Annotated in this window: 20 protein-coding genes; 10 read left to right on the top strand and 10 right to left on the bottom strand. The window is 62.3% G+C overall.

All coding sequences use genetic code 11. From position 1 onward, the window contains the following. Position 1 precedes the first annotated feature (1 nt). On the bottom strand, positions 2–472 hold the full coding sequence (locus JV241A_RS17705; protein ID WP_045187560.1) for a MaoC family dehydratase: 471 nt from the start codon (positions 470–472) through the stop codon (positions 2–4). Between the two features lie 34 nt (positions 473–506). Further along, positions 507–1,451 carry an alpha/beta hydrolase gene (locus JV241A_RS17700; RefSeq protein ID WP_134063754.1) on the bottom strand — a complete coding sequence of 315 codons (945 nt, stop codon included), beginning with the start codon at positions 1,449–1,451 and terminating at the stop codon, positions 507–509. 209 nt (positions 1,452–1,660) lie between these two features. Between JV241A_RS17700 and fadD2 the strand changes: the two genes are divergently transcribed. Beyond that, positions 1,661–3,349 carry a long-chain-fatty-acid--CoA ligase FadD2 gene (fadD2, locus tag JV241A_RS17695; protein WP_134063752.1) on the top strand — a complete coding sequence of 563 codons (1,689 nt, stop codon included), beginning with the start codon at positions 1,661–1,663 and terminating at the stop codon, positions 3,347–3,349. 306 nt (positions 3,350–3,655) lie between these two features. Continuing rightward, positions 3,656–5,353: a long-chain-fatty-acid--CoA ligase FadD1 gene (gene fadD1, locus JV241A_RS17690; RefSeq protein ID WP_115088203.1), complete on the top strand. Its 1,698-nt coding sequence runs from the start codon at positions 3,656–3,658 to the stop codon at positions 5,351–5,353. 97 nt (positions 5,354–5,450) lie between these two features. On the opposite strand, the gene JV241A_RS17685 is transcribed toward fadD1, so the two are convergent. From JV241A_RS17685 to JV241A_RS27475, 3 genes are all read right to left on the bottom strand, one after another. Then, positions 5,451–6,758: an FAD-binding oxidoreductase gene (locus JV241A_RS17685; protein WP_134063750.1), complete on the bottom strand. Its 1,308-nt coding sequence runs from the start codon at positions 6,756–6,758 to the stop codon at positions 5,451–5,453. 31 nt (positions 6,759–6,789) lie between these two features. Beyond that, complete coding sequence (locus tag JV241A_RS17680) at positions 6,790–8,154, bottom strand: glutamine synthetase family protein (RefSeq protein WP_134063748.1); 1,365 nt, start codon at positions 8,152–8,154, stop codon at positions 6,790–6,792. Between the two features lie 96 nt (positions 8,155–8,250). Continuing rightward, entirely contained in the window at positions 8,251–8,415 is a 165-nt protein-coding gene (locus tag JV241A_RS27475; RefSeq protein ID WP_166675713.1) for a hypothetical protein, read from the bottom strand. A 186-nt stretch (positions 8,416–8,601) separates the two neighbouring features. On the opposite strand from JV241A_RS27475, the gene hrpA reads away from it, so the two are divergent. The 6 genes from hrpA to JV241A_RS17650 all read left to right on the top strand — a co-directional run bounded on the left by hrpA (position 8,602) and on the right by JV241A_RS17650 (position 17,503). Continuing rightward, positions 8,602–12,507 carry an ATP-dependent RNA helicase HrpA gene (hrpA, locus tag JV241A_RS17675; RefSeq protein ID WP_134063746.1) on the top strand — a complete coding sequence of 1,302 codons (3,906 nt, stop codon included), beginning with the start codon at positions 8,602–8,604 and terminating at the stop codon, positions 12,505–12,507. A 206-nt stretch (positions 12,508–12,713) separates the two neighbouring features. After that, positions 12,714–13,835, top strand: coding sequence for a beta-ketoacyl-ACP synthase III (locus JV241A_RS17670; RefSeq protein ID WP_115088199.1), 1,122 nt, complete (start codon positions 12,714–12,716; stop codon positions 13,833–13,835). A 111-nt stretch (positions 13,836–13,946) separates the two neighbouring features. Then, entirely contained in the window at positions 13,947–14,558 is a 612-nt protein-coding gene (locus JV241A_RS17665) for an RNA polymerase sigma factor (RefSeq protein ID WP_115088198.1), read from the top strand. Beyond that, positions 14,552–14,782 (top strand): zf-HC2 domain-containing protein, encoded by a 231-nt coding sequence (locus JV241A_RS17660; protein ID WP_115088197.1) that lies wholly within the window; start codon positions 14,552–14,554, stop codon positions 14,780–14,782. The genes JV241A_RS17665 and JV241A_RS17660 overlap by 7 nt, the downstream gene beginning before the upstream one ends. Positions 14,783–14,980: 198 nt before the next feature. Continuing rightward, a complete protein-coding gene (locus tag JV241A_RS17655) occupies positions 14,981–16,294 on the top strand; it encodes an OprO/OprP family phosphate-selective porin (RefSeq protein WP_115088196.1) in 1,314 nt (437 codons plus the stop codon). Between the two features lie 84 nt (positions 16,295–16,378). Then, positions 16,379–17,503 (top strand): GNAT family N-acetyltransferase, encoded by a 1,125-nt coding sequence (locus tag JV241A_RS17650; protein ID WP_134063744.1) that lies wholly within the window; start codon positions 16,379–16,381, stop codon positions 17,501–17,503. Between the two features lie 81 nt (positions 17,504–17,584). On the opposite strand, the gene JV241A_RS17645 is transcribed toward JV241A_RS17650, so the two are convergent. From JV241A_RS17645 to JV241A_RS17630, 4 genes are all read right to left on the bottom strand, one after another. Beyond that, positions 17,585–19,417, bottom strand: coding sequence for an ABC transporter ATP-binding protein (locus tag JV241A_RS17645; protein ID WP_115088194.1), 1,833 nt, complete (start codon positions 19,415–19,417; stop codon positions 17,585–17,587). Between the two features lie 64 nt (positions 19,418–19,481). Further along, a complete protein-coding gene (locus JV241A_RS17640) occupies positions 19,482–20,039 on the bottom strand; it encodes a peptidylprolyl isomerase (RefSeq protein ID WP_115088193.1) in 558 nt (185 codons plus the stop codon). Continuing rightward, a complete protein-coding gene (locus tag JV241A_RS17635) occupies positions 20,033–20,845 on the bottom strand; it encodes an alpha/beta hydrolase (protein ID WP_134063743.1) in 813 nt (270 codons plus the stop codon). The genes JV241A_RS17640 and JV241A_RS17635 overlap by 7 nt, the downstream gene beginning before the upstream one ends. 14 nt (positions 20,846–20,859) lie before the next feature. Then, positions 20,860–21,783, bottom strand: coding sequence for a LysR family transcriptional regulator (locus JV241A_RS17630; protein ID WP_038996518.1), 924 nt, complete (start codon positions 21,781–21,783; stop codon positions 20,860–20,862). 49 nt (positions 21,784–21,832) lie between these two features. On the opposite strand from JV241A_RS17630, the gene JV241A_RS17625 reads away from it, so the two are divergent. Together JV241A_RS17625 and JV241A_RS17620 are read left to right on the top strand one after the other, a co-directional pair. After that, positions 21,833–22,147: a 3-phosphoglycerate kinase gene (locus JV241A_RS17625; protein WP_115088191.1), complete on the top strand. Its 315-nt coding sequence runs from the start codon at positions 21,833–21,835 to the stop codon at positions 22,145–22,147. A 109-nt stretch (positions 22,148–22,256) separates the two neighbouring features. Next, the gene (locus JV241A_RS17620) at positions 22,257–22,856 is read left to right on the top strand and encodes an FMN-dependent NADH-azoreductase (protein WP_010223065.1); all 600 of its coding nucleotides are present in this window, start codon (positions 22,257–22,259) and stop codon (positions 22,854–22,856) included. Between the two features lie 134 nt (positions 22,857–22,990). Here JV241A_RS17620 and JV241A_RS17615 read toward each other — a convergent pair. Beyond that, the coding region (locus JV241A_RS17615) for a transposase (RefSeq protein ID WP_134063742.1) at positions 22,991–23,333 on the bottom strand (343 nt) is incomplete at its 5' end.

Raw genomic sequence — 23,333 nt, 5'->3', positions numbered from 1 at the left:
CTCAGCCGATGGTGATCGGCGGCGGGCTGACCAGCTCGACGGTCTGTTGCTTGCGCGGGGCGAGAATCTCGGCCTCGCCGTCAACCACCAGCTCGTCGTTCTGGTTGAACACGCGGGTGGCGATGCGCACCTTGAACTTCGGCAGTTTCTCGAGGATTTCCAGGCGCACGGTCAGGGTGTCGCCGAACTTGACCGGCTTCTGGAAGCTCATGGTCTGGCCCAGGTAGATGGTGCCCGGTCCAGGCAGTTCGCAGGCCACCGCGGCGCTGATCAGCGCGCCACTGAACATGCCGTGGGCGATGCGCTCCTTGAACATGCTCTTGGCCGCGAACTCGGCATCCAGGTGCACCGGGTTATGGTCACCGGACATTGCAGCGAACAGCTGGATGTCACGTTCTTCGACGGTCTTGCTGAAGCTGGCGGTCTGGCCGACTTCGAGGGCTTCGTACGGGGTGTTGGTGACCTGGGTCATCGCTTGGCTTTCCTTCTATCGTGCGGGGCGGTCGTCATTCGCTGCGGGCGGGGCGGCCAATAGCCAGGGCCTGGTCCAGCCAGTCGATGATGGCGGCCGTGACCTCGTCACGGTTGGTTTCGTTGAGCAGCTCATGCCGCGCCTGGGGGTAGAGCTGCAGCTGCACATGCTGATTGCCGGCCAGGCGCAAGGCACCCGCCAGATCCTTGAGACGCTTGCCGGCACTGACCGGATCACATTCACCGCCCATCACCAGGATCGGCAGGTTCGGATCGATCTGCGCCAGGTTACGCGGCTGGCTGATTTGCTCCAGGCCCATCAGCAGGTCGATCCACAAACGGTTGCTGCAGCGAAAGCCGCACAACGGATCGGCAGCATACTTGTCGACTTCGTCGTTGTCGCGGCTGAGCCAGTCGAAGGCGGTGCGGTTGGGCTTGAAGGCCTTGTTGAACGAGCCGAACGACAACCACTCGATCAGCGCGCTGTGCCCCAGCGGACCCTGGCGCCAGGCTTCGAAGCGGGCAATCAGGCAAGCCGTTCGGTACAGGGCAGGGGGTTGGAAGTTCGAGCCGCTGAGAATCGCGCCTTGCAGGCTGGCGCCATGGTGCATCAGGTAAGCCTGGGCGATGTAGCTGCCCATGCTGTGGCCAAACAGGAATACCGGTGTGCCCGGAAACTGCTGGCCGATGTGCTGGCTGAGCGGGCCCAGATCGTTGACTACGCTGTTCCAGCCATTGTGTCGGGCGAACAGGCCTAAAGTGCCAAGTTCGGCGGTGCGCCCATGGCCGCGCTGGTCATGGGCGAACAGGGCGTAGCCGGCCTTGCTGAGCGCCTCGCCCAGGCGTTGATAGCGCCCGGCATGCTCGGCCATGCCGTGGGCCAGCAGCACCACCGCCTTGATCGGCGTGGCCGGCAGCCATTGATAAACGTAGAGGCTGCAGTGATCGCTGGCCGGAAGCCAGAACGCGTCGTGGTGCATGGCGGGTCCTTGTGCACGCAAGTCGGTGAGTCAGCACAGTGTATAACCCAGGCACACAATCGCAGGGTCATCAGCAATAAGATTCACAATGTTAATGACAGCGCTTGGCGTATTTGCCACCTGCGACATACCTGCTAACGTCGGCAGAGCACCTTCTTCGCCAAGCAGGCAAGGGGGCCGGAACGGCTCAGGTATGAGGACAAGAATAAATGCAAGCTGATTTCTGGAATGACAAGCGCCCGGCAGGCGTTCCTTCGCAAATTGACATAAACGCTTACAAGTCAGTGGTCGAAGTGTTCGAACGCTCCTGCAAGAAGTTTGCTGACCGCCCGGCGTTCAGCAACCTCGGGGTGACCCTGAGCTACGCCGAACTCGAACGCTATTCCGCGGCCTTCGCCGCTTACCTGCAGCAGCACACCGACCTGGTGCCGGGCGACCGCATCGCGGTACAGATGCCCAACGTGCTGCAGTACCCCATCGCCGTATTCGGCGCCATGCGCGCCGGGCTGATCGTGGTCAACACCAACCCGCTGTACACCGCCCGCGAGATGCGCCACCAGTTCAAGGACTCCGGCGCCAGGGCGCTGGTGTACCTGAACATGTTCGGCAAGCTGGTGCAGGAGGTGCTGCCGGACACCGGCATTGAATTCCTCATCGAAGCGAAGATGGGCGACATGCTGCCGACGGCCAAGGGCTGGCTGGTCAATACCATCGTCAGCAAGGTCAAGAAGATGGTCCCGGACTACCGCCTGCCACAGGCTGTGCCATTCAAGAGCGCCCTGGCCCAGGGCCGTGGCCAGTCGCTCAAGCCGGTATCGCTGAGCCTCGACGACATCGCCGTGTTGCAGTACACCGGCGGCACCACGGGCATGGCCAAGGGCGCGATGCTGACCCACGGTAACCTGGTGGCCAACATGCTCCAGGTGCTGGCGTGTTTCTCCCAGCATGGGCCTGATGGCCAGCGCCTGATCAAGGAGGGGCAGGAGGTGATGATCGCACCGCTGCCGCTCTACCATATCTATGCCTTCACCGCGAACTGCATGTGCATGATGGTCACCGGCAACCACAACGTGCTGATCACCAACCCGCGGGACATCCCCGGCTTCGTCAAGGAGCTGAAAAAGTGGAAGTTCTCTGCACTGCTGGGGCTTAACACCCTGTTCGTGGCGCTGATGAACCACCCCGAGTTCAAGAACCTCGACTTCTCGGCGCTGAAAGTGACCAATTCCGGTGGTACCGCACTGGTCAGCGCCACCGCCGAGCGTTGGGAGAGCATCACCGGTTGCCGCATTGTCGAAGGCTACGGCCTGACCGAGACCTCGCCGGTGGCCAGTACCAACCCTTATGGCCAGCTGGCGCGCCTGGGGACCGTGGGCATTCCGGTGCCGGGCACGGCGTTCAAGGTCATTGACGATGAGGGGGAGGAGCAACCCTTTGGAGAGCGCGGCGAGCTGTGCATCAAGGGCCCGCAGGTAATGAAGGGCTACTGGCAGCACCCCGAGGCGACCGCCGAGGCGCTGGACAGCGAAGGCTGGTTCAAGACTGGCGATATTGCCGTGATCGACCCGGATGGCTTTACCCGTATCGTCGACCGCAAGAAGGACATGATCATCGTCTCGGGTTTCAACGTGTATCCGAACGAGATCGAAGAGGTGGTGATGAGCCATCCGCAAGTGGCCAGTTGCGCGGTGATCGGCGTCCCTGATGAGCGTTCGGGCGAGGCGGTGAAGCTGTTCGTGGTGCCGCGCGAGGGTGGGGTGAGCCTTGAAGAGCTGAAGGCTTATTGCAAGGCCAACTTCACTGGCTACAAGGTGCCCAAGCACATTGTGTTGAGGGACTCGTTGCCGATGACGGCGGTGGGCAAGATTTTGCGCAGGGAGCTTCGGGATATAGCCTGACGGCGGCGATGAGTCACTGTGGGAGCGGGCTTGCCCCGCGATGTGCCGTGCCAGACAGGGCGCTATCGCGGGGCAAGCCCGCTCCAACAACGCGCTTTAGAATTTTTACTCTAAAAATGACTACGACATAATCAAGAGTCATTTACGTGACTGTTCGGGCTACTTTAGCTCTAGGCGGCCCTTGGCAAAGCTGCTACTCTCGGCCCGCTTCGGATTATCAGGTTTGCAATAAACCGTAATCTTATATCAATAATAATCGCATCGACTGCGGTGAAGAATTCGCTGCTGCTGGAGGAGTGGGCTTCCATGATCGAAAATTTTTGGAAGGATAAGTACCCAGCCGGGATTGCCTCGCAAATCAATCCTGATGAGTATCCGAATATTCAGGCGGTATTGAAGCAGTCTTGCCAACGCTTTGCCGATAAACCGGCCTTTAGCAACCTGGGCAAAACCATTACATACGGCGAGTTGTATGAGTTGTCGGGGGCCTTTGCCGCTTACCTGCAACAGCATACCGACCTGCAGCCGGGTGATCGTATTGCCGTGCAGCTGCCCAACGTTCTGCAATACCCCGTTGCCGTCTTCGGTGCCCTGCGTGCGGGCCTGATCGTGGTCAACACCAACCCGTTGTATACCGCGCGGGAATTGGAACACCAGTTCAACGATTCCGGCGCCAAGGCGCTGGTCTGCCTGGCGAACATGGCGCACCTGGCCGAGAAGGTGGTGCCCAAGACCCAGGTCAAACACGTTATTGTCACCGAAGTGGCCGACTTGTTGCCACCGGTTAAACGCTTGTTGATCAACAGCGTGATCAAGTACGTGAAGAAAATGGTTCCGGCGTACAACCTGCCCAAGGCGGTCAAGTTCAACGATGTGTTGAGCAAAGGTCGTGGCAAGGCTGTTCAGGAAGCCAATCCGGACAGTAACGACGTCGCCGTGTTGCAGTACACCGGCGGTACTACCGGGGTGGCCAAGGGCGCAATGCTGACCCACCGCAACCTGGTGGCCAACATGCTGCAATGCCGGGCGCTGATGGGCTCGAACCTCAACGAAGGTTGCGAGATCCTGATCACCCCTCTGCCGCTGTACCACATCTACGCGTTCACCTTTCACTGCATGGCGATGATGCTGATCGGCAGCCACAACATCCTGATCAGCAACCCGCGCGACTTGCCGGCGATGGTCAAGGAACTGGGCAAGTGGAAGTTCAGCGGCTTTGTCGGTTTGAACACCTTGTTCGTCGCCCTGTGCAACAACGAGAATTTCCGCAAGCTGGATTTCTCCGGCCTGAAGATCACCCTGTCGGGCGGTATGGCGCTGCAGATGAGTGTCGCCGAGCGCTGGAAGGCAGTGACCGGATGCGCCATCTGCGAAGGTTACGGCATGACCGAAACCAGCCCGGTGGCAGCGGTCAACCCGGCCGAGCAGAACCAGATCGGCACCATCGGTATTCCGATGCCCTCGACCCTGTGCAAGATCATCGACGACGCCGGTGTCGAACTGGCCCTGGGCGAAATCGGCGAGTTGTGCGTGAAAGGGCCGCAGGTGATGAAGGGCTACTGGCAGCGTGAAGACGCCACCAACGAGATCCTCGACAGCGATGGCTGGCTGAAGACCGGTGACATCGCCCTGATCCAGACCGACGGCTACATGCGCATCGTCGATCGCAAGAAGGACATGATCCTGGTCTCCGGTTTCAACGTCTATCCGAACGAACTCGAAGATGTGCTGGCGGCCTTGCCGGGCGTGCTGCAGTGTGCAGCCATCGGCGTGCCGGACGAGAAGTCCGGTGAAGTGATCAAGATCTTCATCGTGGTCAAGCCGGGCATGACGGTGACCAAGGAGCAGGTGATGGAGCACATGCGTGCCAATGTCACCGGCTACAAGGTACCGCGCTTCGTCGAGTTCCGCGATGCGCTGCCGACCACCAACGTTGGCAAGATCCTGCGCCGTGAACTGCGTGATGAAGAGCTGAAGAAGCTGGGCCTGAAGAAGATCGCCTGAGTTTCAGGCGAACGCTTCGCGCTCGATCGCTGGCAAGCCAGCTCCCACAGGTACGGTGTAATTAGACCTTGTGGGAGCTGGCTTGCCAGCGATGGTTTCAGCGCAATTTTTCGAGCATCTGGTAATACCACATCCCCGCCGCCAGCAACGGATTGCCCAGCACATCGCCCATCGGCACCTTGATGTGTTTGCAGCCGGCAAAGGTATCGAATTTCTCCAGTGTCCCGGTCAGTGCTTCGGCCATGATTTCGCCCATGATATGGCTGGTGGCGATGCCGTGCCCGGAATAACCCTGGCAGTACCAGACGTTATCCGAAAGCTTGCCCAGTTGCGGGATGCGGTTGACCACGATACCCATCGCGCAACTCCACTGGAACTCGATCGGCACGCCCTTGAGCACCGGAAACGTGCGCTCGATGCACGGGCGCAGTTCACCGGCGATATCCCGTGAATCGCGCCCGGAATAGTTGGCACCACCGCCGAACAGCAGGCGGCCATCGGCGGTCAGCCGGTAGTAGTCGAGGACGAAGCGGCAGTCGTACACCGCCAGGTCGTGGGGGTTGATCTGCGCGGCCAAGTCACCCAGTGGCGCGGTGGTGACGATGCCGCCCATGGCCGGGAAGATCTTGCCCTTGAGCTGGCGCTTTTCCAGTTTGTGATAGACGTCGCCGGCCAGCAGGATCTGCTTGGCCTCGACCCGCCCGTGGGCAGTCACCAGCGCCGGTTGATCGCCATGAACGATGTCCAGCACCTCGGAGTTTTCGAAGATCAGTGCACCCAGGCTATGCGCGGCACGGGCTTCACCCAGGCACAGGTTGAGCGGGTGCAGGTGCAGGTTGCGGCGGTTTTTCAGGGCGCCGAGGTACAGCGGGCTTTGCAGGTGTTCGCGCATGGCGCTCTGGTCGAGCAGCTCGACCTGATCAGCCATGCCACGGCGCTCGGCCTCGGCGGCGAAGGCGCGTAGTTCGCCCATGTGCGAAGCTTTCATCGCCGCGTGCAGGTGGCCGCGCTTGAGGTCGCAGTCGATGCCGTAGCGTTCAACCCTTTGCTCGATGATCTGGTGGCCGCGCCAGCGCAGGTGCCAGATGAAGTCATCGACCTCGTCCCCGAGCTTGTCGCGCATCTGCTTGCGCATCGCTTCATCGCCCGAGAGGCTGCCGGTGACCTGGCCGCCGTTGCGCCCGCTGGCGCCCCAGCCGATGCGATTGGTTTCGACAATGGCGACCTTCAGGCCGCGTTCGGCCAGCTCCACGGCGCTGGCGACCCCGGTAAAGCCACCGCCGATGATTGCCACATCGACCTTCACCGTGCCCTTGAGGGTCGGATACTGGGTGGCGTCGTTGAGGCTTGCGGTGTAGTAGGAGGCACTGCGCTGGGCAGGGCCGGCATTCACGGCTGCATTCATGACAAAAAATCCTTGGCGCAAAAATAAAGAGTCAGGCCTGGGTCAGGTACCAGCGCCAGTCCTGTTCGCCGACCTCGGCCATGAACTGGCGGTACTCGGCACGCTTGACCGCCAGATAAACACCGAGGAATTCGGCGCCGAAGGCCTCGCGGGCCCAGCTCGAGCGCTCCAGGGCGGTGAGCGAAGTCAGCCAGTCGGTGGGCAGCAGTTCGGTGGCCTGGGCGTAGCCATTGCCCTCGACCGGCGCGCCCGGGTCGAGCTGTTGGCGGATGCCGTGATGCAGGCTGGCAAGGATGGCTGCGGCAGCCAGGTACGGGTTGGCGTCGGCGCCGCAGATGCGGTGCTCGATGTGTCGGCTGTTGGCCGGGCCGCCTGGCACTCGCAGGCTGACGGTACGGTTGTCGACCCCCCAGGTCGGTGCCAGCGGCGCATAGCTGTTGGCCTGGAAGCGTCGGTAGGAGTTGGCATTGGGGCAGAACAGCAGCAGCGAATCGAGCAGCAGCTTGAGCATGCCGGCCACCGACTGGCGCAGCAGTGGCGTGCCGGCCTTGTCTTCACTGGCGTAGAGGTTGTTGCCCTGGGCATCGGCCAGGCTCACGTGCATGTGCATGCCGGTGCCCGCCAGGTGATCGAACGGCTTGGCCATGAAGCAGGCCTGCATCCCGTGCTTGTGCGCCACGCCCTTGACCAGGCGCTTGTAGCGCACCGCCTGGTCCATGGCCAGCAGCGCATCGCCATGTTCCAGGGTGATTTCCACCTGGCCCGGGGCATATTCGGAAATCGCCGTGCGCGCCGGAATGCCCTGGGCTTTGCAAGCGGCATAGAGGTCGGCGAGAAACGGCTCGATCTGTTCCAGCTCGCGCAGGCCATAGACCTGGGTGCCCCGCGGCCGGCCGCCGTCGCTGTCCAGTGCCGGTTGCGGTCGGCCATGGCTGTCGCGCTTCTGGTCGAGCAGGTAGAACTCAAGCTCGCAGGCCATTACCGGGTAGTAACCTTCGGCCTTCAGTGCATCGATGACCTTGACCAGCAGGTGGCGCGGGTCGGCAATGCTTGCCGGCAGGCCTTCGCTGGGGTGCATGCTGACCTGCAGCGCCGCCGTGGGGATCTGCCGCCAGGGCAGGCGCACCAGGCTGTGTTCCAGGGGGTAGGCGCGGCAGTCGATATCGCCGACATCCCAGACTAGCCCGGAGTTTTCCACATCGTCGCCGTTAAGGGTCAGGCCGAGGATGGTGCTGGGCAATGGCCGACCGCTTTCGTACACCGCCAGCAGCTCTTCGCGATGCAGCAGCTTGCCGCGCGGCACGCCATTGGCGTCGAGGATGAACAGCTCGATCATCTCGATATCGGGGTTGGCGGCCAGGAACGTTCGGGCCTGCTCGATGGGGGCAAATTGCATGGTGCTCTCGCTCGCGCCGTCAGGCGCACAGGACTGCCTAGCCGGTCAGGCGGCAGTCTTCGACAAAGAAGGTCGGCCAGAAACTGGCCGCACGGTTCAGTGCAGAGCGAGGCGGGCGTCCGGTGGGCGGGCATGGCGGCAGTGCCACAAGGCCCAGAAGGCGAGAATGATGTGCACCAGCGGATTTTCCCCGCAGCATGCCCGCACCTTCGGGAACGAAGGGCGCAGCAGCGGACGGGGCAAGCCGGGAGACGAAGTCATGCCTGGATACTCCCATGCCGGGGAAGGTTCATTAAATAAGCCTTTGTACAACTTCAGGTAAGTCTTGGCTAAACAATGGCTCGCCAGCCCGCAACCGTGCCGAGCGTCGGCAAATCTGCGACAATCGCAGCCCTTGAAAAGCCGATCATGCAAAAGCAGGCTCACCTGCACGACTAAAAAGCCCCCATGACTGACCACGCGATTGATCAACTGCTGAAAAACCTCGACCACGCCATGATTTCCGAGCGTCACCGCCTGCGCCGGCAGCTGCACGAGCTGCGCAAGCGCCCGGATGAGGCGAAGCTTGCGCAGTGGGTCGACAAGGTGCAGGCCTCCTGCGCCCAGGTCACTGCGCGCAAGGCCAGCGTGCCGAGCATCCGTTACGATGACAGCCTGCCGATTGCGGCCAAGCGTGACGAGATCAAAAAGGTCCTGGCCGAGCATCAGGTGTTGATCATTGCCGGCGAAACCGGCTCGGGCAAAACCACCCAGTTGCCGAAGATCTGTCTGGAACTGGGCCGCGGCCAGCACGGCCTGATCGCCCATACCCAGCCACGGCGGATTGCCGCCCGCAGCGTCGCCACCCGGGTCGCCGAAGAGCTCGGCACGCCACTGGGGGCGCTGGTCGGCTACCAGGTGCGCTTTGAAGACCAGAGCGACGCCAACACCCTGGTCAAGCTGATGACCGACGGCATCCTCCTGGCCGAAACCCAGCACGACCGTTTTCTTGAGCGCTACGACACCATCATTGTCGACGAAGCCCACGAGCGCAGCCTGAACATCGACTTTCTGCTCGGCTACCTGAAGACCCTGCTGCCACGCCGCCCTGATCTCAAGGTCATCATCACTTCCGCGACCATCGACCTTGAGCGCTTCTCCAAGCACTTCAACGATGCGCCGATCATCGAAGTGTCGGGCCGCACCTATCCGGTGGAAACCTGGTATCGGCCGTTAACCAGTGAGCAGGACGAGGAGGGCAACCGCGTCGAGGACGACCTCACCGTTGACCAGGCAATCCTCGCCACCCTCGACGAGATCGCCGCCTTCGAGCGCAGCCAGGGCAAGGGCCCGGGTGACGTGCTGGTGTTCCTGCCGGGCGAGCGCGAGATTCGCGACGCCGCCGAGATGCTGCGCAAGGCCCAGTTGCGCCACACCGAGATCCTGCCGTTGTACGCGCGCCTGTCGCCCGCCGAGCAGCAAAAGATCTTCCAGTCCCATCCCGGGCGGCGTGTGGTGCTGGCCACCAACGTCGCCGAAACCTCGCTGACGGTTCCGGGCATTCGCTATGTGATCGACAGCGGCACCGCACGCATCAGCCGCTACAGCTACCGGGCCAAGGTCCAGCGCCTGCCGATCGAAGCCGTGTCCCAGGCCAGCGCCAACCAGCGCAAGGGCCGCTGCGGGCGGGTCGAGCCGGGCATCTGCGTGCGCCTGTACAGCGAAGAGGATTTCAACGCGCGGCCGGCCTTTACCGACCCGGAAATCCTCCGTACCAACCTTGCTGCGGTCATCCTGCAGATGCTGCACCTGCGCCTGGGCGAGATCGACGCGTTCCCGTTCATCGAGCCGCCGGATGGCAAGGCCATCAGCGACGGCTTCAATCTGTTGCAGGAGCTCTCGGCGGTCAACCGCGAGAACCAGCTGACCCCCCTGGGCCGGCAACTGGCGCGCTTGCCGGTCGACCCGCGGCTGGGCCGCATGCTCCTTGAAGGCGCCAAGCAGGGCAGCCTCAACGAGCTGTTGATCGTCGCCAGTGCGCTGTCGGTACAAGACCCGCGCGAGCGTCCGCCGGAGCGCCAGCAAGCGGCGGACCAGGCCCATGCGCAATGGAAGGACGTCGACTCCGATTTCGCCGCGCTGGTCAATTTGTGGCGTGGGTTTGAAGAACAACGCCAGGCCCTGACCGCCAGCCCGCTGCGCAACTGGTGCCGGAAGAACTTCCTCAACTACCTGCGTTTGCGTGAGTGGCGCGATGCTCACCGTCAGCTGAGCCTGATCTGCCGCGACCTGCAGTTGAGCATCAATAAAGAGCCTGCTGACTACCCGCGCCTGCACAAGGCGATTCTTTCCGGCCTGCTCAGCCAGATCGGCCAGAAGACCGAAGATGGTGACTACCTCGGCGCCCGTCAACGGCGCTTCTGGGTGCACCCGTCGTCCGGCCTGGGCAAGAAGCGTCCACAGTGGCTGATGACCGCCGAGCTGGTGGAAACCACCAAGCTCTATGCGCGCATGGTGGCCAAGATCGATTCGGACTGGATCGAGCCGCTGGCCGGGCACCTGATCAAGAAGAACCATTTCGAACCGCACTGGGAAAAGAAGCGCGGCCAGGTGGTGGCCTTCGAGCAGGTCACCCTCTATGGCCTGATCGTGGTCGGCCGGCGGCCAGTGCATTACGGCCCGGTCGACCCGGTGATGTCCCGCGAGCTGTTTATCCGCGAGGCACTGGTGGGTGGCGAGATCCAGTCCAAAGCCAAATGCCTGACCGCCAACCGGCGCTTGCTGGAGCAACTCGACGAGCTGGAAGCCAAGGCCCGTCGGCGCGACATCCTCGCCGATGAAGAAACCCTGTACGGCTTCTATGAAGCGCGCTTGCCGGCGGAGATCCACCAGACCGCAACCTTCGACAGCTGGTACCGGGTCACCAGCCAGAAAGACCCGCAGTTGCTGATCATGCGCGAGGAAGACGTGCTGGCCCGCGAAGCCAGTGAAGTCACCGCCGCGCAGTACCCGGACACCCTGCGCCTGGGCGACCTGAGCCTGGCCCTGAGCTACCACTTCGAGCCTAACCATCCGCGCGACGGCGTCACCGTGCGGGTGCCGGCGCCACTCTTGCCAAGCCTGCCGGGCGAGCGCCTGGAGTGGCTGGTGCCGGGCCTGCTCGAAGCCAAGTGCATCGCCCTGGTGCGCAACCTGCCCAAGGCGCTGCGCAAGAACTTCGTGCCGGTGCCGGACTTCGTCAAGGCCGCGCTGCAACGCATGAGCTTCGGCGAAGGTTCGTTGCCCCAGGCGCTGGGCCGCGAGCTGCTGCGCATGACCGGTGCGCGGGTCAGCGATGAAGCCTGGGTCGAAGCCGCCGCGCAGGTCGACAGCCATCTGAAAATGAACCTGGAAGTGGTCGATGGCCAGGGCAAGTTCCTCGGCGAAGGCCGCGACCTGGCTGAGCTGACTGCACGCTTTGCCGCTGCCAGCCAGGCTGCTCTGGCGGTACCGCAGACCGCACAAAGCCAGCAGCCGGTGCAGGCCAAGGCCTTCACCCAGGTGGCCGAGACCGCGCAGCAGAAGTTTGCCGGGCTGTCGATGACGGTCTATCCGGCCTTGGTGGAAGAAAACGGCACGGTCAAGGAAGGGCGTTTCTCGACCCAGGCCGAAGCCGAATTCCAGCACCGCCGCGCCTTGCAGCGCCTGTTGCTGCAGCAACTGGCGGAGCCGGCCAAGTTCCTGCGTGGCAAGCTGCCGGGGCTGACCGAGCTGGGCCTGTTGTACCGTGAACTGGGCCGGGTCGAGGCGCTGGTCGAAGATATCCTGCTGGCCAGCCTGGACAGCTGCATCCTTGAAGGCGAAAGCACCCTGCCGCGTGATGGCGCAGGCCTGGCCTCGCTAGCCGAGCGCAAACGCGGTAGCTGGGCCGAGCACGCCGAACGCCTGGCGCGTCTGACCCTGGAAATCCTCAAGCTCTGGCACGGCCTGCAAAAGCGCTTCAAGGGCAAGATCGACCTGGCCCAGGCCGTGGCCCTCAACGACATCAAGCAGCAGCTGGGCAACCTGGTCTACCCGGGCTTTGTCCGCGAAACCCCGGGGCTCTGGCTCAAGGAGCTGCCGCGCTACCTCAAGGCGATCGAGCTGCGCCTGGAGAAACTCGGCGCCCAGGTGCAGAAGGACAGGGTCTGGAGCGGTGAACTGGGCAACCTCTGGAGCCAGTACCAGACCCGCCTCGACAAGCACGCCCAGGAAGGCAAGCGCGACGAGCAGCTGCAGCTGTACCGCTGGTGGCTGGAGGAGTACCGGGTGTCGTTGTTCGCCCAGCAGTTGGGCACCAAGGTGCCGGTTTCCGACAAGCGACTGAGCAAGCAGTGGAGTCAGGTGGAAGCCTAAACCCCCGCAGTTGTGGCACACTTGGCTGATATACGCCGCGCACCCCGGAATTACCTGCCGGGCCTGCGCGGCTCACGCATGCAGCACTGCGCAGTGGCCCGGCAAGCCAGGGTCATTGCCAGTCAAAGTTGGTACTTTGGTACCAATTCAAACCGACCGAACAGGCCGTTGCCGGGCTGGCAATGGCCCCGAACAGAGGAACGACCGTGCATAACGTCGTCATCAGCGGCACCGGCCTGTACACCCCGGCCAACAGCATTTCCAACGAAGAGCTGGTGGAATCCTTCAACGCCTACGTGCAGCAGTTCAACCGCGACAACGCCGCCGCCATCGAGCGCGGTGAGGTCCAGGCCCTGGCCGAGTCCAGCGCCGCCTTCATTGAAAAGGCCTCGGGCATCAAAAGCCGCTTCGTCATGGACAAGGACGGCATCCTCGACCCGCAGCGCATGAAGCCGCGCCTGCCAGAGCGCTCCAATGACGAACCGTCGATCCTCTGCCAGATGGCCGTGGCTGCCGCCGAGCAGGCCCTGCAACGCGCCGGCCGCACAGCCGCAGACGTCGATGCGGTCATCGTTGCCTGCTCCAATCTGCAGCGCCCGTACCCGGCCATTGCCATCGAAGTGCAACAGGCCCTGGGCATCAACGGCTTTGGTTTCGACATGAACGTGGCCTGCTCGTCGGCCACCTTCGGCATCCAGACCGCCTGCAACAGCGTGCAACTGGGCCAGGCCCGCGCGGTGCTGGTGATCAGCCCGGAAATCTGTACCGGCCACCTGAACTTCCGTGACCGCGACAGCCATTTCATCTTTGGTGATGCAGCGACGGCCGTACTGGTGGAGCGCGCCGACCTGGCCACCTCCAAACACCAGTTCGACATTGTCAGCACCAAACTGCTGACCCAGTTCTCGAACAACATCCGCAACAACTTCGGCTTCCTCAACCGTGCTGCCGAAGAGGGCATCGGCGCCCCCGACAAGTTGTTCGTCCAGGAAGGCCGCAAGGTGTTCCGCGAGGTCTGCCCGATGGTTGCCGAGCTGATCGGCCAGCACCTGGCCGAGAACAACCTCAACGTCAGCGACGTCAAGCGCTTCTGGCTGCACCAGGCCAACCTGAGCATGAACCACTTGATCGTCAAGAAACTGCTCGGCCGTGATGCGCTGGAAGAAGAGGCACCGGTGATCCTCGACAGCTACGCTAACACCAGTTCGGCCGGCTCGGTGATCGCCTTGCACAAGCATCAGGATGACCTGCCACAGGGTGCCCTGGGCGTGCTCAGCTCGTTCGGCGCCGGTTATTCGATCGGTAGCGTGATCCTGCGCAAGCGTTAAGCTTCAGTTGCTTACGAAGTGTCCTACTGTGCTGGGACACTTGGCTGATGGCTTTAGCTGTAACAAATCCGCCTAATCGGACTCTACCCGCAGAACGATGGATGGATGGCGATGACTGGCGAACAACAAGCCCGCTTGCTGGAGCGGCTGCTCAAGGGTGAGCAACAAGCGTTCAAGGAACTGGTCGACACCTATCAGGGCGCCATGCGCGCCGTCGCCTACGCGATTGTCGGCAGCCGGCATGCCGACGAAGCGGTACAGGACGCCTGGCTGGCGGTGGTACGTAACCTCAAGGGATTCGAGCAGCGCTCGAGCCTCAAGACCTGGTTGCTTACCATTACCGCCAACGCAGCCAAGACCCGCTACAAACAGAACCGTCGCGAAGTGCTCCTGGATGACCTGCCAGGCCCCCATGGCACGATCGGTGACGAGCGCTTCGCCACCGATGGCCACTGGTTGCAAGGACCTTCGGCCTGGCATGAAGACACGCCAGAGGCCATGCTCAGTCGTGAGCAGATGCGTGAATGCCTGGAGCACACCCTGCTGAGCCTGTCGCAGCTGCAACGCAGTGTGCTGGTGCTGCGCGAGCGACAGGGCCTGGAGCTGGAGCAGATCTGTAATCTTCTCGAGATTTCCCTCTCCAATGTCCGCGTGCTGCTGCATCGGGCGCGCCTGAAGGTCTTCGCCACCCTGGAACATTTCGAGGAAACCGGCCAATGCTGAGCTGCAAGGAACTCGTCGCCCGCTCCAGCGACTATCTCGATGAGCAACTGACCCTGGGCGAGCGTCTGATGGTCCGCCAGCACCTGATGTTCTGTCGCCATTGCCGCCGCTTTCTCAAGCAGATGCGCATGGCCCAGGCCACGGTACGGGCCTTGCCGGAAGAACCGGTGGTCGACAGCGATGCCCTGGCCGAGCGTCTGGCCCGTGAACTGAAAAACTCCTGAATCACGCTTGGGAGGCTCTGCAACGGAGCTTTCCGGCTTATTTCCTTTCGAAGTAAAAAAGTTCCCCTGTCACAAAACATTTATCTAAAAGCCACTGATCTGACATACACCCCCGCCAAGATTCCTCCCCAGCACAAGTGGCCTGAGCCGCGTGTTTTTTCAACATTATCAAGACCATAAAGTAGGGGAGCTTCTTCGATGATCCGTAAGCACTTCGCAGGTTTCGTAGCCAGCGCCTTGGCCATGGCCGTTACCGCCCAGGCTTTTGCGGGTACCGTGACCACCGACGGCGCCGATATCGTAGTCAAGACCAAGGGTGGCCTCGAGGTCGCTACCACCGACAAGGAATTCAGCTTCAAGCTGGGCGGTCGGATCCAGGCTGACTACAGCCGTTTCGACGGTTTCTACACCAACAACGGCAACACCGCCGACGCCGGTTACTTCCGCCGCGCCTACCTGGAACTGGGCGGCGTGATGTACACCGACTGGGCCTACCAGATCGCCTACGACTTCTCGCACAACTCCGGTGGTGACAACCGTTCCGAAGACGGCTACTTCGACGAAGCGTCGCTGGCCTACAACGGCTTCAAGCCGGTGTCGATCAAGTTCGGTCGTTTCGACCCTGAATTCGGTCTGGAAAAAGCCACCAGCTCCAAGTGGGTGACGGCGCAGGAACGTACCGCTGCCTACGACCTGGTCGACTGGACCAACTCGCACAACGGCGGCCTGGGTATCCAGGCGTCGGGTAACGCCGGCGATTCGCTGTATGGTTCGGTCGGTGCCTTTGCCAAGGACGCCACCAACCAGGACAAGGACGGCGACAGCACCAAGCAGTTCAACCTGCGCGGCGTCTTCGCGCCGATGCACGAAGCCGGCAACGTCCTGCACTTCGGTATCAACTACGCCCAGCGTGACCTTTCCGACACCGCTTTCGATGGTCGTATCCGCAGCCGTCTGGGCATGCGTGGGGTGAGCACCGACGGTGGTCAGGATGCCGGTACCAATGGCAACCGCCTGACCCTGGGTGGCCAGAACAACACCCCGGCCGGTGCCTACGACACCGACCAGGCCTGGGGGCTGGAAGCGGCCTGGGCCATGGGCCCGTTCTCGGTACAGGGCGAATACATCAAGCGTGAGGTCGAAGCCGACAGCGCCGCGTTCTCCGACATCAAGGCTGACGGCTACTACGGCCAGCTGGCCTACACCATCACCGGTGAGGCCCGTGGCTACAAGCTCGGCAAGTTCGACAGCATCAAGCCGTCGAACAAGCAGATCGGTGCCTGGGAAGTGTTCTACCGCTATGACCACCTGAGCGTCGATGACGACAACGGCGCGTTTGCCAACGTCAGCGATATCGAAGGCAAGGTCCACAACGTCGGCCTGAACTGGTACGCCAACGAGTCGATCAAACTCAGCGGCGTGTACGTCAAGGCCAAGGTCGACAATGCCCAGAACGCTGCCGGCGACGACAGCGGCGACGGTTTCGTAATGCGCGCGCAGTACGTGTTCTAAGCAACACCGCTCCTCATCCGTTAGATCTTCAGCCCCGCTTGCGCGGGGCTTTTTTTCGCCTGCGCGACGAGGCAGACTGCGTCAATGCCCAAGCTCATCCTGCAACACCTTGCCGAACTCACGCCTGCCACCTGGGATGCCCTGGTGCCGGACGAACAACCGTTCCTGCGCCACGCGTTTCTGTCCAGTCTGGAGGACAGCGGCAGCGTCAGCCGCAACACCGGCTGGAGCCCGGCGCACCAGTTGCTGACCGACAGCGCCGGGCAGTTGCGCGCCGCCTTGCCCGCCTATGTGAAAACCCATTCATTCGGCGAGTACGTATTCGACCACGGCTGGGCCGATGCCTGTGAGCGGGCAGGCATTGCCTATTACCCCAAGCTGCTCTGCGCCGTGCCGTTCTCGCCGGTGACCGGCCCGCGCTTGCTTGGCGACCCGCAGGCGGCGGCCGAGCTGGTGGATCAACTGACCGACGAGCTGTTCGAACAGGGGATGTCCGGCGCCCACATCAACTTCACCGATGCGCAGGCGGATGCGCTGATGCGCGAGCGCGAAGGCTGGATGGAGCGCCTGGGATGCCAGTTTCATTGGCGTAACCAGGGCTACCGCGACTTCCAGGATTTTCTCGACACCTTGAGCTCACGCAAGCGCAAGCAGATGCGCAAGGAGCGCGAACAGGTGGCGGGGCAGGGCATCGAGTTTTATTGGTTGCGCGCGGATGAACTGAGCGAGGCACAGTGGGATTTCGTCTTTGCCTGTTATGCCAATACCTATGCCGTACGCCGTCGCGCGCCTTACCTGACCCGGGAGTTCTTCAGCCTGTTGGCTGAGCGCATGCCCGCTGCGATTCGTGTGGTGATGGCTCGTCAGGGCGGCCGTGATGTCGCCATGGCCTTCAGCCTGGTCGGTGGTGGCAGCCTGTATGGCCGTTACTGGGGGTGCCTGGACGAATTCGACCGGCTGCACTTCGAGACCTGTTTCTACCAGGGCATGGACCTGGCGATTGCCGAAGGCCTGCAGCGTTTCGATGCCGGGGCGCAAGGTGAGCACAAGTTGATTCGCGGGTTTGAACCGGTGATCACCCGCTCCTGGCATTACCTGCTGCACCCGGGCTTGCGCCGGGCGGTGGAGGAATTCCTGGAGCAGGAGCGGGCAGGGGTGTTGGCGTATGCCGGGGAAGCGCGTTTGGCTTTGCCTTATCGGCAAGGTTGAGGGCCTCATCGCGGGGCAAGCCCGCTCCCACACTGGTCCTGTGTGGGAGCGGGCTTGCCAGCGATGAAGACACCACGGTGTTCAGTCGATCCCGACAAACCCCCCGGTCTGGTGATGCCACAACCGTGCATACAGCCCTTGATGCGTGAGCAATTCCGAATGGCTGCCCATTTCGGCAATCCGGCCTTTCTCCAGCACCACCAGACGGTCCATGCGGGCAATGGTCGACAGCCGGTGGGCAATGGCGATCACGGTCTTGCCTTGCATCAGGGTTTCCAGGCTCTCCTGGATTGCTGCTTCAACTTCCGAGTCCAATGCTGAAGTCGCCTCGTCCATGATCAGGATCGGCGCATTCTTGAGCAGCACCCGGGCAATGGCGATGCGTTGACGCTGGCCGCCGGAGAGCTTGACCCCACGCTCACCCACATGGGCATCGAAGCCGGTACGGCCCTGGGCATCGGACAGTTGCGGGATGAACTCGTCGGCACGCGCCCGGCGTACGGCTTCCCACAGCTCTTCTTCGGTGGCGTCGGGCCGGCCATACAGCAGGTTTTCGCGAATCGAGCGGTGCAGCAGCGAGGTGTCCTGGGTGATCATGCCGATCTGCGCACGCAGGCTGGCCTGGGTCACCTGGGCGATGTCCTGGCCATCGATGAGGATGCGCCCGCTTTCCAGGTCGTAGAGGCGCAGCAGCAGGTTGACCAAGGTCGACTTGCCCGCGCCGGACGGGCCGATCAGGCCGATCTTCTCGCCAGGGCGGATGTCCAGGTTCAGGCTGTCGATGATGCGGCTGCCCTTGCCATAGTGAAAACTGACGTTGTCGAACTTCACCCCGCCGCGATCGACCTTGAGCTTGGGTGCGCTCGGCGAGTCGGTGACGCTCACCGGCTGGGCGATGGTCTGCAGACCGTCCTGGACCATGCCGATGTTCTCGAAGATGCCGTTGACCACCCACATGATCCAGCCGGACATGTTGACGATGCGGATCACCAGGCCGGTGGCCAGGGCGATGGCGCCGACCGTGATCAGCGACTGGGTCCACAGCCACAGCGCCAGGCCCGTGGTGCTGACGATCAGCAGGCCGTTGAGGCTGGTGATGACCACGTCCATGCTGGTGACCACGCGGGCGGCCAGTTGGGTTTTTTCGGTCTGTTCGCTGATCGCTTCGCGGGCGTACTGTTGCTCGAAGTCGGTGTGGGCGAAGAGTTTCAGCGTGGCGATGTTGGTGTAGCCATCGACAATGCGGCCCATGAGCTTGGAGCGGGCATCGGAGGAGATGACTGCCCGGGCCTTGACCCGTGGCACGAAGTAGCAAAGTGCGCCGATGTAGCAGGCAATCCAGGTAATCAGCGGCAGCATCAGCCGCCAGTCGGCCTCGGCAAACAGCACCAGCGAGCTGATCGCATAGATCAGCACGTGCCACAGCGCGTCCACCGCCTGCACCGCCGAGTCGCGCAGCGAGTTGCCGGTCTGCATGATGCGCTGGGCGATGCGCCCGGCAAAATCGCTCTGGAAGAAGTTCAGGCTCTGCTTGAGCACGAAGGTATGGTTCTGCCAGCGGATCATGCTGGTCATCCCCGGGCTGATGGTCTGGTGTACGAGAAGGTCGTGCAGGCCGAGAAACACCGGGCGCAGAATCAGCGCCACCACCAGCATCCACAGCAGTTCGGCAGCGTGATCGCTGAAGAAATCAGGCGAAGGGGTGCCTTGAGCCAGGTCGATGATCCGGCTCAAGTAACTGAAAAGGGCCACTTCGATCAATGCGCCGATGAATCCGATCACCAGCAGCGCGGCAAAACTCGGCCAGACCTGGCGCAGGTAGTACACATAGAACGGCCATACCGTGGTGGGCGGCGCCGCAGTAGGCGCCTCACGGAAGATGTCGATGAGCTTTTCGAAGCGGCGAAACAGCATGAAAACGGTAACTCCTGTTCAGTTCGACCCTCGGGCCTGGTTCACGTCCCTGTGAAGCCCAAGGTCAGTCGATACGTTTGGCCGACTTGATGAACACCGGGTCGACCGGTACATCGCGCATGCCTTTTTTCATTGTGGTTGGCGAGTTGACGATCTGGTCGACCACTTCCATGCCTTTGACGACCTTGCCGAACACCGCGTATCCACGGTCGCGGCCCGGGTCGAGGAAGGCATTGTCGGCGACGTTGATGAAGAACTGGCTGGTGGCCGAGTTCGGGTCGGAGGTGCGCGCCATCGACAGGGTGCCACGGACGTTCTGCAGGCCATTGCTGGCTTCGTTGCGGATCGGGTCCTTGGTGGGTTTTTGCACCATCTGCTCGGTGAAACCACCGCCCTGGACCATGAAGCCCGGGATCACCCGGTGAAAGACGGTGTTGTTGTAGAAGCCGCTGTCCACATATTGCAGGAAGTTCTTGCTGCTGATCGGCGCCTTGGTTTCGTTCAGTTCGATTTCGATCTGGCCGAAGCTGGTATCCAGCAGTACATGAGGCGCTTTTTCGGCGGCCATCAGGCTGGTGGCGAAGACGACTGAACAGGTGGCGAGCAGGAGTTTTTTCAGCATGGGCTCAATGATCCTTGAGAGGTGGTGGACGCCGCCAGGAACTGCAGCAGCGTCTGATTGAATACGTGAGGTTGATCCAGGGGCGTAGCGTGCCGGGAATCTTCGATGACCGCCAGCCGTGCCTGTGGAATCAGGGCAACGTAGCGCTCTTTAAGTTGTACCGGGGTGTAATCCTGGTCGGCGCTGATGACCAGGGTAGGACAGCGAATCTGCCCCAGGCGTTCCGCCACGCCCCAGCCGACAATGGCGTCGAAACTGGCCAGGTACGCGCGTTTGTCGTTCTTGGCCCAGCGCTCGGCCATCTTGCGCCGCAAATCGGCCTGCTGCGGCTTGGGGAACAACCGCTCGGCCAGGCCCTTGCCGATGGTTTCGAGGCTCAACACCCGGGCCAGGGCCCAGCGCTTGGCCCACCAGATCCAGTCGCTGCGGCTGCGGCGCTTGACCTCCGGGGCGCTGTTGACGATGCACAGGCTGCGCAGCCACTCGGGGTGATCGACGGCAAACTGGAAACCGATCATGCCGCCCATGGACAGGCCGACCAGGTGCACCGGGCCGGTCTGCAACTGCTCGAGCAGGGCCAGCAGGTCGGCGCTGAAGCTGGCGATGCTGTAGCGCTCGCGCGGCTTGTCGGAGCGGCCGTGGCCACGGATGTCCATGAGGATCACCCGGTAGTGGTGGGCAAGCGTCGGCACCTGCATCTCCCAGTCCAGGCAGCTGGAGCCCAGGCCGTGCAGCAGCACCAGCGGCTCGCCCTGGCCGTATTCCTCGTAGTGCAGCGAGCAACCTTCATGTTCGAAGTAGGCCATCGGCGTGATTCCTGTCAGGCTTGGGCGGGCGCGGCGAAGGGCACATCCAGCGGTGCGGTGTCGAAGTTGCGCAGCAACTCGACGAGGATCTGCGTCGCCGGGCCCAGGGGTTTATCCTTGTTCGAGTAAAGGTAGAACAGTGGGTGGCGACTGCCACCCTGATCGAGCGGTAACGGCTTGAGCAGGCCTTCACGCAGCTCGCGTTCGATCAGGTGGCGCGGCAACCAGGCAAAGCCCAGACCGCTGCTGACGAAGGTGGCGGCGGTGGCCAGGCTGCCGACGGTCCAGCGCTGTTCGGCGCCCAGCCAGCCGACATCGCGGGGCTGCGCGCGGCCGGAGTCGCGGATCACCACCTGCAACTGGCTTTCCAGGTCCTGGAAGTTCAGCTCCCGACCCAGGCGGTGCAGGCTGTGTTCGGGGTGGGCAACGGCAACGAACTCGACCGAACTGAGCTCCGTGCCCAGGTAGCCGGAAATATTGAAGCCGCTGATGGCAAGGTCGGCGACGCCTTCATGCAGGACTTCCTCGACCCCGGACAGTACCTCTTCACGCAGGCGCACCCGGCAGCCACGGCTTTGCGGCATGAACGCACTCAAGGCGCGGACCAGGCGGGCGTTGGGGTAGGCGGCATCGACCACCAGGCGCACTTCGGCTTCCCAGCCCTGTTCCATATGGTGGGCCAGGTCTTCAAGCTGGCTGGCCTGCTTGACCAGTTGCCGCGAGCGGCGCAGCAGCACGTTGCCGGCCTCGGTGAGTACCGCCTTGCGCCCGTCGATGCGCAGCAGCGGTACGCCGAGCTGGTCCTGCATGCGTGCCACGGTATAGCTCACCGAGGATTGCGAGCGGTGCAGGGCCTCCGCGGCCTGGGCAAAACCACCGTGGTCGACCACCGCCTGCAGGGTCCGCCACTGATCCAGGGTTACGCGCGGCGCTTTCATCTTCGGCTCCTGTTGTCCTAAGCTGGCGCTCTTTCATGGAGAGCGTCGTATGAAGAAATGTTGTGCTGTATTGCTGGCCCTGCTTCCGCTCACGGCCCTGGCCTATCCCATCGACGTGGAAAAGGACATCGACGGCGTCAAGGTCGACTACACCACCTACGACACCGACCGTGATATCGGTTCGATCACCGTCAATAACTATGGCGACGTCGATGCGCAGTGCAAGGTGACTTTCCGCAACGGCCCGGAAGCGCCCCGGGTGCGCCGTGTGCTGGTGCCGGCGAAAAAAAGCGTCGATGCCACCGCCAAGTTCAACCGGGAAATCATCAAGCTGCGCATTGCCTTGAGCTGCAAACCGCAATAAAACAATTTAACTGATAGATTGGACCCAGTTTTTACGCTTTTTTATCGATAGGTCAATCATTAATCTTGCCTCCATCGACTTACCGAACTCGCCGATGGAGGCAAGCCCCATGTCCCGTGTACTCGTCATCGAAAGCAGCGCCCGCCAGCAGGACTCGATCTCCCGGCAACTGACCCGTGACTTCGTCAGCCAGTGGCAAGCCGCCCACCCGGCCGACCAGGTCACCCTGCGCGACCTGGCCGTCAACCCGGTGCCGCACCTGGATGGCAACCTGCTCGGTGGCTGGATGAAGCCCGAAGCCCAGCGCAATGCCGAAGAGCTGCAGGCCCTGGCCCGCTCCAACGAGTTGACCGATGAAGTGCTGGCGGCCGATGTACTGGTCCTGGCTGCGCCGATGTACAACTTCACCATCCCCAGCACCCTCAAGGCCTGGCTGGACCATGTACTGCGCGCCGGCATCACCTTCAAGTACACCGAAACCGGGCCGCAGGGCCTGCTGACCGGCAAGCGCGCCTACATCCTCACTGCCCGCGGTGGCATCCATGCCGGCGCCAGCAGCGATCACCAGGAACCCTACCTGCGCCAGGTCATGGCCTTTATCGGTATCCATGACGTGACCTTCATCCACGCCGAAGGCCTGAACATGGGCGGTGATTTCCACGAGAAGGGCCTGAACCAGGCCAAGGCGCAGCTCGCCGCGGTGGCATGAGCCGGCAATGAATTTTCCCGCCTGACACCTGTTGCTCCTTTGGGTGTACCTGCCCGGTCACTGCCTTGCGCATGACCGGGCTTTTTTATGGTGATTGCTGTGCGAGCAACTGTCTGTGGGAGCAACTGTCTTGATCAGGCTGTTTGCTCTCGCCAAGGGGTATTGTCCCGCAGCATTGCATTCAGCCTGACAATCAGCACCCGCATGCAAGCTACGAGTGCCACCTTGGCGCACTTGCCACGTGCCCGAAGTGCTTCGTAGCGTGCTTTAAATTCTGTGTTGTGACGGATGATGATCCAGCTCGACATGTACAGCACTCGCCTTACATGGGCCCGACCACCCCATATCTGGCGGTGCCCTCGATGGCTACCACTATCGTTGTTGTAAGGCGCTACGCCCACCAGAGCGGCGATCTGACGGCGGTCCAACTGCCCCAGTTCAGGCAGTGAGGCGAGCAGATTTGCGGCGGTTACTCGA

Source organism: Pseudomonas sp. JV241A (genome assembly GCF_900275665.1).
Lineage (GTDB): Bacteria > Pseudomonadota > Gammaproteobacteria > Pseudomonadales > Pseudomonadaceae > Aquipseudomonas > Aquipseudomonas wadenswilerensis.
Note: the sequence above shows the minus strand (reverse complement) of the source record. Positions and strands in the feature narration are given on the sequence as shown.